At 77.8% G+C, this 14,637-nt stretch carries 11 protein-coding genes and 1 pseudogene; 7 read left to right on the top strand and 5 right to left on the bottom strand.

Annotation, left to right across the window (positions count from 1 at the left end):
- Positions 1 to 90: 90 nt before the first annotated feature.
- Positions 91 to 1,218, bottom strand: coding sequence for a hypothetical protein (locus BKA21_RS12125; RefSeq protein ID WP_140459360.1), 1,128 nt, complete (start codon positions 1,216 to 1,218; stop codon positions 91 to 93).
- Between the two features lie 281 nt (positions 1,219 to 1,499).
- On the opposite strand from BKA21_RS12125, the gene BKA21_RS12120 reads away from it, so the two are divergent.
- Positions 1,500 to 2,492 (top strand): glycoside hydrolase family 113, encoded by a 993-nt coding sequence (locus tag BKA21_RS12120; protein ID WP_425549970.1) that lies wholly within the window; start codon positions 1,500 to 1,502, stop codon positions 2,490 to 2,492.
- A gap of 6 nt (positions 2,493 to 2,498) precedes the next feature.
- Here BKA21_RS12120 and BKA21_RS12115 read toward each other — a convergent pair whose 3' ends face one another.
- Positions 2,499 to 2,741: a hypothetical protein gene (locus tag BKA21_RS12115; RefSeq protein ID WP_140459359.1), complete on the bottom strand. Its 243-nt coding sequence runs from the start codon at positions 2,739 to 2,741 to the stop codon at positions 2,499 to 2,501.
- A 50-nt stretch (positions 2,742 to 2,791) separates the two neighbouring features.
- Here BKA21_RS12115 and BKA21_RS12110 point away from each other — a divergent pair, with 50 nt between their 5' ends.
- From BKA21_RS12110 to BKA21_RS12095, 4 genes are all read left to right on the top strand, one after another.
- Positions 2,792 to 3,682 (top strand): dihydrodipicolinate synthase family protein, encoded by an 891-nt coding sequence (locus BKA21_RS12110; protein ID WP_140459358.1) that lies wholly within the window; start codon positions 2,792 to 2,794, stop codon positions 3,680 to 3,682.
- 61 nt (positions 3,683 to 3,743) lie between these two features.
- Positions 3,744 to 7,565 (top strand): TM0106 family RecB-like putative nuclease, encoded by a 3,822-nt coding sequence (locus BKA21_RS12105; RefSeq protein ID WP_203793445.1) that lies wholly within the window; start codon positions 3,744 to 3,746, stop codon positions 7,563 to 7,565.
- Positions 7,566 to 7,683: 118 nt separating this feature from the next.
- Positions 7,684 to 8,223, top strand: a complete 540-nt coding sequence (locus tag BKA21_RS12100; protein WP_140459357.1) for a hypothetical protein — start codon at positions 7,684 to 7,686, stop codon at positions 8,221 to 8,223.
- Between the two features lie 249 nt (positions 8,224 to 8,472).
- Positions 8,473 to 9,309, top strand: a complete 837-nt coding sequence (locus BKA21_RS12095) for a lanthionine synthetase LanC family protein (protein WP_140459356.1) — start codon at positions 8,473 to 8,475, stop codon at positions 9,307 to 9,309.
- Between the two features lie 25 nt (positions 9,310 to 9,334).
- Here the strand turns inward: BKA21_RS12095 and BKA21_RS12090 are convergent, their stop codons facing one another.
- The gene (locus tag BKA21_RS12090) at positions 9,335 to 10,570 is read right to left on the bottom strand and encodes an RDD family protein (protein ID WP_140459674.1); all 1,236 of its coding nucleotides are present in this window, start codon (positions 10,568 to 10,570) and stop codon (positions 9,335 to 9,337) included.
- 131 nt (positions 10,571 to 10,701) lie between these two features.
- On the opposite strand from BKA21_RS12090, the gene BKA21_RS12085 reads away from it, so the two are divergent.
- Complete coding sequence (locus BKA21_RS12085) at positions 10,702 to 10,887, top strand: antitoxin (RefSeq protein ID WP_140459355.1); 186 nt, start codon at positions 10,702 to 10,704, stop codon at positions 10,885 to 10,887.
- Between the two features lie 82 nt (positions 10,888 to 10,969).
- Here the strand turns inward: BKA21_RS12085 and BKA21_RS12080 are convergent, their stop codons facing one another.
- Positions 10,970 to 11,815: a Rossmann-fold NAD(P)-binding domain-containing protein gene (locus BKA21_RS12080; RefSeq protein ID WP_140459354.1), complete on the bottom strand. Its 846-nt coding sequence runs from the start codon at positions 11,813 to 11,815 to the stop codon at positions 10,970 to 10,972.
- 144 nt (positions 11,816 to 11,959) lie between these two features.
- Between BKA21_RS12080 and BKA21_RS12075 the strand changes: the two are divergent.
- Positions 11,960 to 12,877 (top strand): annotated as a pseudogene (locus tag BKA21_RS12075) (AraC family transcriptional regulator); the annotation flags it as partial.
- 53 nt (positions 12,878 to 12,930) lie between these two features.
- Here the strand turns inward: BKA21_RS12075 and BKA21_RS19590 are convergent.
- Complete coding sequence (locus tag BKA21_RS19590) at positions 12,931 to 14,343, bottom strand: MFS transporter (protein WP_140459353.1); 1,413 nt, start codon at positions 14,341 to 14,343, stop codon at positions 12,931 to 12,933.
- Positions 14,344 to 14,637: the final 294 nt, after the last annotated feature.

Genomic DNA, 14,637 nt, shown 5'->3' with positions numbered 1-14,637 from the left:
CGCGGCCGATCCCGTCATCCCCGCCGTCGTCCCTCCCCCACCCACCACAGATGACGGGCTGACCCCCTGCTCGTCCACGCCCCACCCGCGTCAGGTGCGCGTGAGGTGGGCGTCGGGGGAGGTGCGCGTCGGCACGGAGGGCCGGGCCGACCTGCGTACCGCCGCGCCGAGCCCGGCCACTGCTGCCAGCGACGCGAGCGTCCATCCACCCACGACCCGGCGGGCGGTGTCACGGCAGGCCAGCCGGTCCTCGTGAGGGATCTCCGAGGTGGTCATCGTGTCACCGTCGTCGGGCACGTCGTCGACAGCCATCGTGCCCATGCACCCGGCGCTACCGACCTGGACGGGGGCGGTCGCGAACCCCGCGGCCGCGAGGAGCACCACGGCGCACGCGCCGGCGGCAGCGAGCAGCCACGGGTGCGCCCGGCGGCGCAGGACGAGGGATGCGCCGGTCACCAGGGCGGTGAGTGCCAGCAGGACGAGGAGCACGGGAAGAAGCGCGATGAGCCGCATCGCCGTGCTGGATCCGTCCGCGGGCTCGCCGACCGCCGGTTCCGGCGCCGGCTCGACGACCTCGTCGGCGACGAGCCGCAGGGTCCCGCCGGCGTCCTCCACCGTGAACCGGTGCGTCCTCGACCAGTGCGCCAGGACGTCCTCGCCGGTGCCGTCCCTGGTCACGAGCTCGGTGAGCACGCCGGCCTCGACGACCTGACGGTCGCCGGTGCGCGTCACCACGACGGCCCCGACCAGCGTCGTGGCCGACTCCGTGATGGCCAGGCCCTCGGCGGCGAACTCCTCCCGGTCCTCCTGCGCAGCGGCGACCATCGCGGGCGGGGCGTCGACGTCGGGGGCGTCCGGGGCGGTCCCGGTCCGGATGCGGTCGACGTCGGCGAGCGCCGCGACCAGCAGGTCCTCGACCGGACGAGGGACGGCGCTCTCCCGGGCGTCGGGCGGGGCGACGTCGACGTCGGGCCCCGCGGGGGTCTCGGCCGGCGCGGGCGTCTGCACCGGCGACGGCTCGTCGGCGGCGCCGGGCGTCGCGGGCTCGGCGGGCGGGGCCGGTGTCTCGGTCGGGGCTGCCGACCTGAGCCGGGTGGCCTCGGGCACCCCGGCGAGCGCGCCGGGGACGGACGCCGAGGCCGTGGCCCAGGGCGTCGGGCTGCCGACGGTCACGAGTGCGACGACCGCGCAGAGGACGACGGTGCTCGGTCGGCCCACAGTTCCCCCTGGTCCGGCGCACGACTGGTACGGCGCACGACGCGCGGCGAGGTGCCCCGCCACCCCCGCAACCTAGCGCCACGTCTCGCCGACCCCGGGCCCTCCGACCTGTATCAGGCCGTCCGCGGCCCCGACCAGCCCCGTGACCCCGTCGCCGACACCGATGACGGTTCGGCTGGATCGGGGCGGCACCGAGGACGGGCGCGGCGGGGTCACGGCGGGACTTTGTTTGGGGGGCGAAGAAAGGCTAGCGTCGGAGGGACGCCGACGAAGGAGCCGCCGTGAACGCCTCGCCCGCCACGCCCCCGCCCGCCGCCGCGGACGACGACCTGCTCGGCGGGTACGTCGCCGGCATGACCTGGGGGTGGACCGGCGGGGGCCGCGGCACCTGGACGGGCCCCGGGGCCGACGCTTCGATGGACGCGATGGTCGACCGCCTCGGCGTCACGTGGGTGACGCTGGCGTTCGGCGCGCTCCAGGACACCCCGCAGTCCACGACGATCGCGTGGCGCGAGGCACCCACGCCCACGGACGACGAGGTCCGCACGGCGATCCGGGCGGCCCACGCGCGCGGCCTGCGGGTCTGCCTCAAGCCCGTCGTCAACGTCCGCAACGGCACCTGGCGCGCGCACATCGCGTTCTTCGACGTCGACGTGCCCTGCGAGCCCACGTGGGCGCAGTGGTTCGCCGCGTACACGGACTTCATGACGCACTACGCCCGGATCGCCGCCGAGGAGGGCGTCGCCATGCTCTGCGTGGGCTGCGAGATGGTGCAGTCCGACAAGCGGGAGGACGAGTGGCGGGCCCTCGTGGCCGCGGTCCGCGCCGAGTACGGCGGGCTCGTCACGTACAACTGCGACAAGTACCAGGAGGGCGCCGTCCGCTGGTGGGACGCGGTCGACGTCGTCTCCTCCTCCGGCTACTACCCCCTGGACGACTGGGAGGCCCAGCTCGACCGCATCGAGCCCGTGGTGCGCGCCGCCGGCAAGCCGTTCCTCTTCCTCGAGGCCGGCTGCCCGAGCCGCGAGGGCTCCCCCGCGCTCCCCAACGACTGGGCGCTGCCGGGCGCCCCCTCCGGCGAGGCGCAGCGCGACTGGTACGAGGCGGCGTTCGCCGCGTGCGCGCGGCGCGACTGGGTGCGCGGCTTCATGCTCTGGGACTGGCCGACGCCCCTCTACCTGGCGACGGACGCCGCCACGGACGACGACTACTGCCCGTACGCCAAGCCCGCCGAGACGACGATCCGCGACGCGTTCTCCCGGGCGTCGCGCTGACCGGCGTCACCCCCGCCGGCGGACCCCGACGACGACGGCCGTCACCACCGTGACCGCCACGAGCAGCGCGCCGACGCCCACGAGCGCCGCGGCCCAGCCCCGCGTGAGCGCGGCCCGGGCCGCGACCTCGTCCGCGGGGCCGTAGCCGGACCAGGCCCCGGTGCGCACGAGCAGCAGCACCCCGACGACCAGCAGGACCAGACCGAGCCCCGCCACCACCGCCGAGGCCCTACGCTCACGCCTGGTCACAGGTCGACCCTGCCGGAGCGAGCAGGTTCCCGACAACCCCAGGAGCACCCGTGTTCGCCGGTGTGAGCGCCTTCCCCCTGACCCCCGTCCGCGACGAGGAGCTCGACGAGGACGCCCTCGGGCTGCTCGTCGCGCGCGCCGCCGAGGCCGGGGTGGACTCCGTCGGGGTGCTCGGGTCCACCGGGAACGCCCCGTACCTCTCGGTCGACGAGCGGCGCCGGGTCGTCGAGCGCGCGGTCCTCGAGGCCGGTGACGTGCCCGTGCTGGCCGGCGTCGGGGCGCTGCGGTCGACGGACGTCGTGGCGCTCGCGCTCGACGCGGCCGACGCCGGCGCCGCCGGGATGCTGCTCGCGCCCGTGTCGTACCACCCGCTCACCGAGGCGGAGGTGCTGGGGCTGTACGAGGACGTCACGTCCGCGGTCCCGCTGCCGCTGGTCGTCTACGAGAACCCCCGCACCACGGGCGTGACGTTCTCCGACGAGCTGTGGCGGGACGTCGCGGCGCTGCCCCACGTGGTCGCGGTCAAGTCGCCCGGCGCGCCGGGCGGCGTCGGGGCGGCGCGGGACCGTGTGGCGCACCTGCGCTCGCTCGTGCCGACGCACGTGGGCGTCGGGGCGTCGGGGGACGCGGTCGCCGTCGCGGCCCTCGCCGCCGGGGCGGACACCTGGTGGTCGGTGCTCGCCGGCGTCGCACCGGGCGTCGCGGTGCGGCTGGCGCGCGCGGTGCGCGAGCGTGACGACGCCCTCGTGACCGCCCTGGCCGACGCCCTGGGCCCGGCCCTCGACCTCGTCACGAGGCGTGGCGGCGTACGCGTCGCGGCCGCGCTCGCGGAGCACCGCGGCCTCGTGGACGGCCCGTGCCTCCCCCGCCCGCTGCGCGGCCTCGACGGTGCCGAGACGGCCACGGCGGACGCGGCCCTCGCGGCGGCCGAGCGCCTCTGACACGCCCGGGGCGACGCACCGGCCCGGCGCTGCTGTGGGCGGGCCTGCGTAGCCTGCCGGGGTGATCCTGCTCGACGACGGCACCCTGACGATCTCGGCCAGCGACCTGGTGGCCGCGGCCGGGTGCGAGTACGCGGTGCTGCGGGCGCTGGACGCCCGGCTGGGCCGCGGGGCGGCGGTCGTCACGGAGACGGACGCGATGCTCGACCGGGTCGCGCGGCTGGGCGACGAGCACGAGCAGCGGGTGCTGCGGGCGCTGGTCGCCGAGCACGGGGCGTGGGCGCCGGGGCGCACGGGCGGGGTCGCGCAGCTGGCGGCGCCGCGACGGCCGGACGTGCGGGCGGACCTGCAGGCCGCGCACGCCGCGACGCTCGCACGGCTGGGCGCAGGGGGCGACGGGACGGGGCACCCGGACGTGGTGCACCAGGCGACGTTCTTCGACGGCCGGTTCACCGGGCGGTCGGACTTCCTGGTCCGCACCCGCACGGACGACGGCGCGGACGGCGGCGAGGCGTGGGCGGTGCTCGACGCCAAGCTCGCGCGCAACGCCCGGCCGACGGCGCTGCTGCAGGTCGCGGCCTACGCGGACCTGCTCGCGTCCGCGGGTGTGCCGGTGGCGCGGGAGGTCGTGCTGGTGCTGGGCGACGACGCCCGCAGCACCCACGCGGTGGCCGACCTCGTCCCGGTCTACCGCGAGCGGCGCGCCCAGCTGGAGGCGCTGCTCGACGCGCACACGGCCGCCGGGGGTGCGGTCGCCTGGGGCGCGGACGGGCACCGGGCGTGCGGGCGGTGCGCGCTGTGCGTCGAGCAGCTCGAGGCGGTGCGGGACGTCACGCTGACGGCCGGCGTGTACGAGCGGCACCGGCCGCTGCTGCACGCGGCGGGCGTGACGACGCTCGACGCCCTGGCCGCCCTCGGCGACGACGTCGAGGTGGACGGTCTGAGCCCGGCGGTGCTGGCGCGGATGCGCCTGCAGGCACGGCTGCAGGTCGAGCAGGAGCGGACCAACGACGACCCGGCGCACCCGGTGCACGTGCCCGCGCAGGTGCCGCACCCCGAGGCCGTCGCGGCGCTGCTGCCGCCCGCGGACCCGGGCGACGTGTTCTTCGACTTCGAGGGCGACCCGCTCTGGTACGACCCGGCGCTGGCCGCGACGGGCGACGCGTGGGGGCTGGAGTACCTGTTCGGCGTCGTGGAGGCCCCCGAGGCGCCGGGTGCGGAGCCTCGGTTCGTGCCTTTCTGGGCGCACGACCGCGGCGAGGAGCGCGCGGCGCTGCGGGCGTTCCTCGACTACCTGGCGCAGCGGCGCGCACGGTTCCCGCACCTGCACGTCTACCACTACGCCGCGTACGAGAAGACGGCGCTGCTGCGGCTCGCGGGCCGGCACGGCGAGGGCGAGGCGGAGGTCGACGCGCTGCTGCGCGAGGGCGTGCTGGTCGACCTGTACGCGGCCGTGAAGGCGGGTGTGCGGACGGGTCAGCGGTCGTACTCGCTGAAGAAGCTCGAGCCGCTGTACATGGACGCGGGCCGCGGCGACGGCGTGACGACGGCGGCGGACTCGATCGTCGAGTACGCGGAGGCGGTCGCGGCGCGGGTCGCCGGGCGCGAGCAGGAGTGGGCGCGGCGCATCGACGCCATCGCCGACTACAACCGGTACGACTGCCTCTCGACGCTGGGGCTGCGGGACTGGTTGCTGGCGCGGCTCGCGGAGCACGGGCACGGCCCGACGCGCCCGGTGGTGCTCGACCCCGAGGCCGCGGCGCGTGCCGCGGAGCTCGCCGAGCCCGACCCGCTGGAGGACGCGCTGCTGGCGGTCGCCGGCCCCGGGCCGGGCGAGGGCGTGGTGCGCAGCCCGCAGCGGCAGGCGGTCGCGCTGGTCGCCGCGGCCCTGCGGTACCACCAGCGCGAGGACAAGCCCTACTGGTGGGGGCACTACGACCGGCTGTCCGCGCACCCGTCGGACTGGGCGGAGCGGCGCAACGTGCTCGTCGTCGAGCGCGGCGAGGTGGTCGAGGACTGGCACGTGCCGGCGGGCAAGAAGGTGCCGCACCGGGTGCTGCGCCTGGTGGGGCGGCTGGAGCCCGGCAGCGAGCTGCGTGCGGGCGCCCGGGCCGTGGGCCTGTACGACCCGCCGGTGCCGGCGGGCATGAAGACCACGACGGAGGCGCCGCGCGGCTGGTGCGACCGCATGACGGTGCTGGACGTGACGGCCGAGGGCGAGGGCCGGGCCGTGCGGGACGTGCTGCGCGTCGTCGAGACGCGCGCGCAGGCCTCGGACCCGTTCGACGCGGTGCCGATGGCGCTGGCCCCGACGGCGCCGATCGGGACGGGGCCGCTGCGCACGGCGGTCCGGGCGCTGGCGACCCGGGTCGCGGAGGCCGTCGGCGTCGCGGTGCCGGGCACCGGCACGGGAGCGGGGCTCCCCGAGGAGGCGGGTCTCCCCGAGGAGGCGGGTCTCCCCGGGGGTGACGGCGGGGCCGGGACGGCCGAGCCGGTGCTGCCGGGGTCGGCCGCGCTGGACCTCGCGTGCCGCCGTGCGCCGCGGACGCGGTCCGGCGGTCCGCTGCCGGCGGCCGACGACGGCCCGCTGGAGCAGGTGCTGGTGCGGGCGCTGCTGGACCTCGACGACTCCTACCTCGCGGTGCAGGGGCCGCCCGGCACCGGCAAGACGTACACGGGTGCCCGTGTCGTGGCCGCGCTCGTGGCGCACGGGTGGCGCGTGGGCGTGGTCGCGCAGTCGCACGCGGTGGTCGAGAACATGCTCGCGGCCGTCGTGGCCGCGGGCGTCGACGGTGCCGACGTCGCGAAGAAGGCCCCGGCGGACGCCGCGGACCGCGACGCGGTGGCATGGACGTGGGTGCCCGACCGCGGGTTCGGCGCGTTCTGGGCGGCGCACCCCGGCGGTCCCGGCCGGGGCGCGGTGCTGGGCGGCACGGCGTGGGACCTGACCAACGCGGGCCGGCTGCCCGACGGGCCGCTGGACCTGCTCGTGGTCGACGAGGCCGGGCAGCTGGCGCTGGCGACGACGTTCGCGGTGGGCGGCGCGGCCCGCAACCTGCTGCTGCTCGGCGACCCGCAGCAGCTGCCGCAGGTCAGCCAGGGCGTGCACCCCGAGCCCGTGGACCGCTCCGCGCTGGGCTGGCTCACCGACGGGCACGACACGCTGCCCGCGCACCTCGGGTACTTCCTGCCCGTCACGCACCGCATGCACCCGCGGCTGTGCGCGACGGTCTCGACGCTGTCGTACGAGGGGCGGCTGACCTCGGCGCCCGGCGCGGCCGTGCGTGAGCTCGAGGGCGTGGAGCCCGGGGTGCACGGCGTCCTCGTCGAGCACGAGGGCAACGCGGTGTCGTCTCCGGAGGAGGCCGCCGCGGTGGTGGCCCTGGTGACGGACCTCGTGGACCGCACGTGGCACGACCCTGCCGCCGGGGTGCCGGTGCGCCCGCTGGCGCCCGAGGACGTGCTCGTCGTCGCCGCGTACAACGCCCAGGTGTGGACGGTGCGCCGCGCGCTCGACGCGGCCGGGCTCACCGGGGTGCGCGCGGGCACCGTCGACAAGTTCCAGGGGCAGCAGGCGCCCGTCGTCGTCGTGACCACCGCCGCGTCGTCCCCGGCGCAGGTGCCCCGCGGCCTGGACTTCCTGCTCGACCGCAACCGGCTCAACGTGGCCGTGTCCCGCGGGCAGTGGGCGGCGTTCGTCGTGCGCAGCGCGCGCCTGACGCACACGCTGCCGCACCGGCCCGAGTCGCTCGCCCGGCTGGGGGCGTTCATCGGCCTGACCGGGTCGGACGTCACGACCGCGCCGCCGTCGGCCGGCACGCCCGCCGGCACGGCGCCCGACCGGATGACGCAGGACGGCGCACGCACGGCCGTGCCCACGTAGCCTCGCCGTCGACGCCGGCAGCACGCCGTCGTCGCCCACCCGCGCGCGGCACCGTCGCGCCGGGCCGCCACGCGGACGACGCGCAGGTCCACCGGGGGACCGCGAGGAGGAGCAACCGATGATCGTCGAGGAGTTCGAGCAGGTGCGGGTAGCGCTGCAGGCTGAGGCCGAGCACGTCGCCGCGTCGCTGACCGCCACCCAGGAGCACGCCCTGGCCGCGGTCGACGCCGCGGTCGACCAGGCGCGGGCGGCGCTCGCGACGCTCGACGAGCGCGTGCGGGCCGAGATCGCGCAGGAGCGTGCCGAGGTGTTCGCGGCCGTGCACGCCCAGGCGCAGGCCGCGTGGACCGACGACGAGCCGTGGGCCGGCCCGCCCGCTCCGGACGAGGTGGGGGACGACGCGGGGCACGAGGCGACGACGCAGGTCCCGTCCGGCAACCTCGATGCGCCCGGCGTGGACACGGGCGAGGTGGACGCGGGTGAGGTGGACGCGGGTGGCGTCGAGACGGGAGGCGTCGGCACGGGAGGCGTCGGCACGGCAGGCACGGACCTGCCGCACGACGGCCCCTCGGACGTCGTCCAGTCCGAGGAGTGGGACGACGAGGACCCGTCGCCGACGGGTGCCGACGCACCCGAGGGGACGCAGCCGCAGGCCTGAGCGCCGGGGCCGCGCGCCCGTCCCGCACCCGCCGGGCCGGGCACCCGGGCGGGCGTCCGCGCACCCTCGTCGGGCGGCAGGCACGGGTGTGGCGTCGGCCGTCCCCCACGTCGAGGTGCTGGGCGCTCGCCGTGCGGCCCGGGTCCACCAGCCCGGGAGCGGCGTCGTCCGACGCAGCCGGGCCGGTGGCGTCGCAGGGGGCCTCGTGACGGAGACGACGGGTGAGGTGCCCCGCGGTGGCTCGACGACGTGACGTGGCGGACCGTGGACGTCGGCTGGGCCGACTACGACCTCTTCCACGGCCCCGCCGGGCTGGTGCTGGCCGGCGCCGCCCGCGCCGCGGACACCGCCGTGGTCGCCCCCGCGGCCCGGCACCTGGCGGGTGCGTGCGACGCCGCTCTCAGCGGGCTGCGTGCGGGCACGGACGTGGACCCGCGCAGCGCGTTCAACGTGGGGCGCGTCAACACCGGTGTGGGTCACGGCGCCGCCGGGGTCGCGTCCGCGCTGCGGCACGCGGCGGAGACCCTGGACGACGGGCAGCAGTACCTGCCCGCGCTGCGACGGGTGTGCGCGTGGCTGCTCGAGCAGGCGTACCTGACCGACGACGGGCTGGTCACCTGGCCGCCGGTCGGCCGCGACGGCGCCCCGGCGACCGGCCACGCGGACCGCCGGCAGGCCTGGTGCTACGGCACGCCCGGCGTGGCGTGGGCGCTTCTGGAGGCGGGGCGCGTGCTGCACGACCCGGACCTGCGCACCCTCGGCACGGAGGCGATGGCGTCGTTCTGCCGCGTCTTCGACCCGGACCTCCACCTGGAGGCGCACGGCAGCGCCGAGGGCCTGGCCGTCTGCCACGGCGCCGCGGGCACGCTCGCCGTCGCCGACGCCTTCGCCCGGCACGCGGACCTCGACGCGGCGGCCGTGCTGCGGGCGTCGCTGCTGGCGCACCTGGCCCGGCACGCGGACGACGTGCGGGCCGTGGCCGCGACGGACATGACGACGCTCACGGGGGCGTCCGGCGTGGTCGCGACGATGCTCGTCGCGCAGGGCGCGGCCCGCGACCACCTGCCGCAGCTCACCCTGCGGTGAGCGACGGCCGGGGTCGCCGCCCGGCTCAGTCCTCGCGCAGCACCAGGGTGTGCACGATCTTGTCGGAGAACGTCTGCCGCTTGGCGTCCCACAGCGGCCAGAGGTAGCCCAGCATGAAGAACGCGCGGTCGACGACGTGCACGACGTCGCGCAGCAGGGCCGTGCCGGTGCCGACGGGCATCGTCGTGCCCTCCTTGACCAGCCGCAGCCGCAGGAGCCGCTTGCCCACCGACTGCCCGGTGCGGCCCTGGCGCACACCCCGGTTCCACACCCACGCGAGGAACGTCAGCAGCAGCCCGCCCAGCACGAGCGGGCTCGTGCCGTCGGCGCTGCGCTGGAGCGCCAGCGGGTCGGCCGACCCCATCGCGAGCGTCACGTCGACGGCCACGGCCACGAGGTACGGCAGGGAGACGAGCAGGTCGTCGACGATGCTCGCGAGGACCCGCCAGCCCCAGTGCGCGAGGCGCGGCGGCCCCCACGGGGCGAGGTTCGCGGCACCGCCCCACGCGGCGGTGCTGGCGCTCGGGTAGGCCGCGCCCGGGCGCAGGCCGGCGCTCGGGTCGGCCGTCGACCACGTGCCGCCGGCAGCGCCGGAGGGCGGCGCGCCCCACCCGGGGGTCGGAGCGGGGAGCGCGGCGGGGACCGGCGGGGCGGACGGGTACGTCGGGGCCGCGACGGGGTACCCGGGGGCCGGGGGCAGGGGCCCGCCGGCCGCGACCAGACCCGCGTGCACCGGGGCCGGTGACGGGTGGGCCGGAGCGGGCTGGGGCGGGTAGGGGTGCACCTGCCCCGCCTGCGGGGCGCGGCCCGGGCCGGCGTGCACGGGCTGCCCGCCGGGGCCCGCGACGCCGGGCCGGGTCGGACGCACGGCACCGGGCTGACCGGCACCGGGCTGCAGGGCACCAGCAGCGACGCCGGGACGGACGGCACCGGGCTGGGCCGGGCCCGCGGGACGCACGGCACCGGGTGCGGCCGCGAAGGGACGGACCGCGGGCGCGGGACCCCCGCCGGGGTGCAGCGCAGCGGCCTGCTGCACGGTCGCCGGCGGCCCGGCCGTCGGCGCGGCGGCGTGCTGGTGCGGCGGCCCGACGGTCGGCGCGGCGGCGTGCTGCTGCGCCGGCACGGCGGGCCCGACGGGGACGGGCGCACCGGGCGCGGGTCGCAGGTGCTCGGTCCAGGCGCGCCCGTCGAACCACCGCTCGACACCGGGCGTCACGCCGTCGCCGTACCAGCCCGCGCGGGGGCCGTCGGAAGTCGTCATACGGACGACATCGGCACGAACCCCCGCGCGGATGAGCCGATCGCCCCGCCCGCGTGCCACCGGCGGTGACGGCCCGCACACTGGGCGTGGGCCCGCGGACCGCGGGCCGACGACCACGGGAGGTGCGGATCATGGGGCTCGACGATCTGGTGCACAAGGCCAAGGGCGCGCTCGCGGGGAACGAGGACAAGGCGAAGGACGCGCTCGACAAGGCGGCCGACGCGGTGAAGGCGCGCACGGACGACGGCACGGACGCGAAGGTCGACGACGTCGTCGCGAAGGCCAAGGACTTCCTCGACCAGCAGAAGCGCCCCTGAGGCCGCCGCGCCCCGGGCCCGCACCCTCGGCCCGGGGCGCGGTGCCCGTGGCCCGGGGCACGGCTGCGGGGCCTGCCGTGCGTCAGCCCGGCAGGTCGGCGGTCCGCCAGGCGTCGCGCTCGCGCCGGGCGTACGCGGCCAGGTCGGTGGCCTCGCGGCCGAGTGCCCGGCGGACCCCGTCGGTGACGGCCTCGCCGCGGCCGTCGAGCACCTCGGTGAACAGGTAGGCGAGCAGCGCGACGGCGTCGTCGGGCACGCCCTGGGCCCGCAGCCCGGCGGTGAACTCCTCGAGCGTGACGGGCACGAGCTCGACGGGCCGCCCGGCGGCGTCCGCGAGGACCGCCACGGCCTCGGCGAACGTGACCGCCCGCGGCCCGGTGAGCTCGTGCACGAGCCCGCGGTGCGCGTCGTCGGTGAGGGCGGCCACGGCGACGTCGGCGACGTCCTCGAGGTCGACGAACGGCTCGCGCACGTCGCCGACGGGCAGGACGACGCGCCCGGCGCGGACGTCGTCGAGGAGGAACGACTCGCTGAAGTTCTGGGCGAAGAACGCGCAGCGCACCACGGTGGCCCCGTCGAACGCCGCCCGGACGAGCCGCTCGGCACGCTGCGCCTCGGTCTCGCCGCGACCGGAGAGCAGCACGAGGCGGCCCACGTGCAGGTGCTGCGCGAGCGCGGCGAGGCGCTCGACGGTCTCGGGGGCGCCGGGCACGGCGAGGTCGGGGGCGTAGGCGACGTAGACGGCGCCGGCCCCGGCGAGCGCGGGCTCCCAGGTGGCGGTGTCGTCCCAGTCGAACCGGGTGGTGCCGGTGCGGGACGCGGCGCGCACGGGGACGGCGCGGGCGCGGAGGCGGTCGACGACGCGGCGGCCGGTCTTGCCGGTCGCGCCGATCACGGTGACGGGTCGCGGGGTGGGGTCGGTGGTCATGGTCGCTCCTGGGTGGTCCGGCTCGGGCGGGGTTCGCCGCCGGGTCCAGGCAACCGTGGTCCGGCGAGACGATCCATGGCCGTGGCGATCCCTGCCATACGCGATCGTCTCGTCGCCGACCGGGGTCGCGGCTAGGGTGGCCGGGTGGACGTCGTCTCCGGGCTGCTGGACGGGCCGCGCGCGCGGGACGCGTTCCTGCTGCGCAGCCACCTGCGCGCGCCGTGGGCGATGCGGGTGGAGGACGGGTCGCCGCTGACGGTGCTGCCCGTGGTGCGCGGCACCGCGTGGGTGGGGGCGGCGGACCGGCCGGACGACCCGGGCGTGCACCTGGGTGCCGGTGACGTGGTGCTGCTGCGCGGGCCGGGGCACTACGTCGTCGCGGACGGCCCGTCGACGCCGCCGCAGGTCGTGGTCGGCCCGGAGCCGGACGCGTGCCGCCCCGTGGGCGACGGGCCCTCGCCGATGCAGGTGCTGGGCGTGCGCGCGTGGGGCAACGACCCCGACGGCCCGACCGTGCTGGTCACGGGCACGTACCCGGTGCACGGGGCCGTGGGGCGGCGCGTGCTGCGGGCGCTGCCCGAGCGGCTGGTGCTGCGCCGCGACGAGGTCGACGGTGCGCTCGTCGACCTGTTCGCCCGCGAGGTGGTGCGTGACCTGCCCGGGCAGGAGTCGGTGCTGGACCGCCTGCTGGACCTGGTGCTGCTGCAGTGCCTGCGCAGCTGGATGGCGCGCCCCGGGGCGCCGGGCTGGTACCGCGCCGACGCCGACCCGGCGGTGGGTCGTGCGCTGCGGGCGCTGCACCACGCCCCGCAGCGTCCGTGGACCGTGCAGTCCCTGGCCCGCGAGGTCGGCCTGTCCCGGGCGGCGTTCGCGCGGCGCTTCACGGCCCTGGTGGGCGAGCCGCCGATGACGTACCTGACGGGCTGGCGCCTGGACCTCGCGGCGGACCTGCTGCTCGAGCCCGACGCGACGCTCGCGTCGGTGGCCCGGGCCGTGGGCTACGGGACGCCGTTCGCGCTGAGCGCGGCGTTCACGCGGGTGCGGGGCGTGAGCCCGGCGCAGCACCGCGCACGCGGCGACGGCTGGGGGCCGGCCGCCGCGCGCGGCACCGGCGGTCAGTCGAGCCGGGACCCCGCGCGCTCGGGCAGCGCGAGCGCACCGGCGGCGGCGATGACGAACACGGCCGCGAACACCCCGAACAGCAGCCCGGTGCCGCCGAGGTCCCGCAACGGCGGCACGGCCAGCGGCGCGACGATGGACGCGATCCGCCCCACCCCGGCCGCCCAGCCCGCGCCCGTGGTGCGCACGGCCGTCGGGTAGAGCTCGGGCGTCACGGCGTAGAGCGCGCCCCAAGCGCCGAGGTTGAAGAACGACAGCAGCAGGCCGGCGCCGATGATCTGCCCGTCGCCGGACGCGACGGCGAACAGCCCGGCGGCGACGGCGGAGCCCACGAGGAACGCGGCCAGCGTGCGCCGTCGTCCCCACGTCTCGACGAGGAAGGCTGCCGCGGCGTACCCGGGCAGCTGGCCCAGGGTGATGATCAGGGTGAACTCGAACGACCGGACGAGCGTGTGCCCGTCGGCGTGCAGGAGCGACGGCAGCCAGATGAACGCGCCGTAGTACGAGAAGTTCACGGTGAACCAGACGAGCCAGAGCGCGGCGGTGCTGCGCCGCGCCCCCGGTGCCCACAGCGCCGCGAGCCGGGCCCGGGCGGTCGTCGGCGCGTCGGCAGGGACGTCGGCGGGCGCGTCGACGGGCGGCGCTGCGTCCACGCGCGCGTCCCCGGCGGCCGCGTCGCGCACCTGGGCGCCCGTGCGCCCGTCGTGCCCGACGGCCCGCGAGCCCTCGAACGCGGCCACCACCTGCTCGGCCTCGTCGTGCCGGCCGCGCTGCTCGAGGAACCGCACGGACTCCGGCAGCCCGCGCCGCACGACCACGGCGTACAGCGCCGGCGCCGCGCCGAGCGCGAGCGCCCACCGCCACCCGTCGTCGCCCAGCGGCACGACGAGGTACCCGACGAGCGCGGCGAGGATCCAGCCCACGGCCCAGAACGACTCGAGGACGACGACGGCGCGCCCACGGATGCGCGGCGGCGCGAACTCGCTGACCAGCGTCGACGCCACGGGCAGCTCGGCGCCCAGGCCCAGCCCGACGACGAACCGCAGCACCAGCAGCACCGCGACCGACCCCGCGAGCGCGGACGCACCCGTCGCGAGCCCGTAGACCAGCAGGGTCAGCGCGAAGACCTGCCGGCGGCCCACGCGGTCGGCGAGCAGCCCGCCGAGGGTGGCGCCGACGGCCATGCCGAGGAACCCGGCGGACGCGACCCACGACAGCTCGGCGGCGGGGACGCGCCACACGACGACGAGCTGGGCGATGACGTAGGAGATGAGGCCGACGTCCATGGCGTCGAAGAGCCAGCCGACGCCGGAGCCCGTGAGCAGGCGCAGGTGCCGGCGGGTGACAGGCAGCGCGTCGAGGCGGTGCGTGCGGCTGGTCGCGGGCGCGGCGGGCTGCGGGTCGGTCACGGCGTGCTCCTCGTGCTCACGGGCTCGGTCGGTGCGCCGCCGCGGGTGCGCCGGGGCCGCACCGCCTCGTCGCACGCACGCATCGTGGCCCCCGCGGGGGCGGGGCACCACCCGACGAACGTCCTGCGGGGCACGTCCGGACGTCCGCCGGGCGCCCCGGGGACCGCCCCGCGGGGCCGCGTGGTCACGTGCGCGCAACCTGCCGGACACACCCGGCTCGTACGGTCGCGCGACCCGGGCATGGACACGGGCGGTCGAGCCGCGCGACGCTGTGCCCCGCACGACAGGTCTGGA

It is taken from the genome of Cellulomonas oligotrophica (assembly GCF_013409875.1).
Taxonomy (GTDB): domain Bacteria; phylum Actinomycetota; class Actinomycetes; order Actinomycetales; family Cellulomonadaceae; genus Cellulomonas; species Cellulomonas oligotrophica.
The sequence above is the reverse complement of the archived record's forward strand: the minus strand, read 5'-3'. Positions and strand labels throughout refer to the sequence as shown.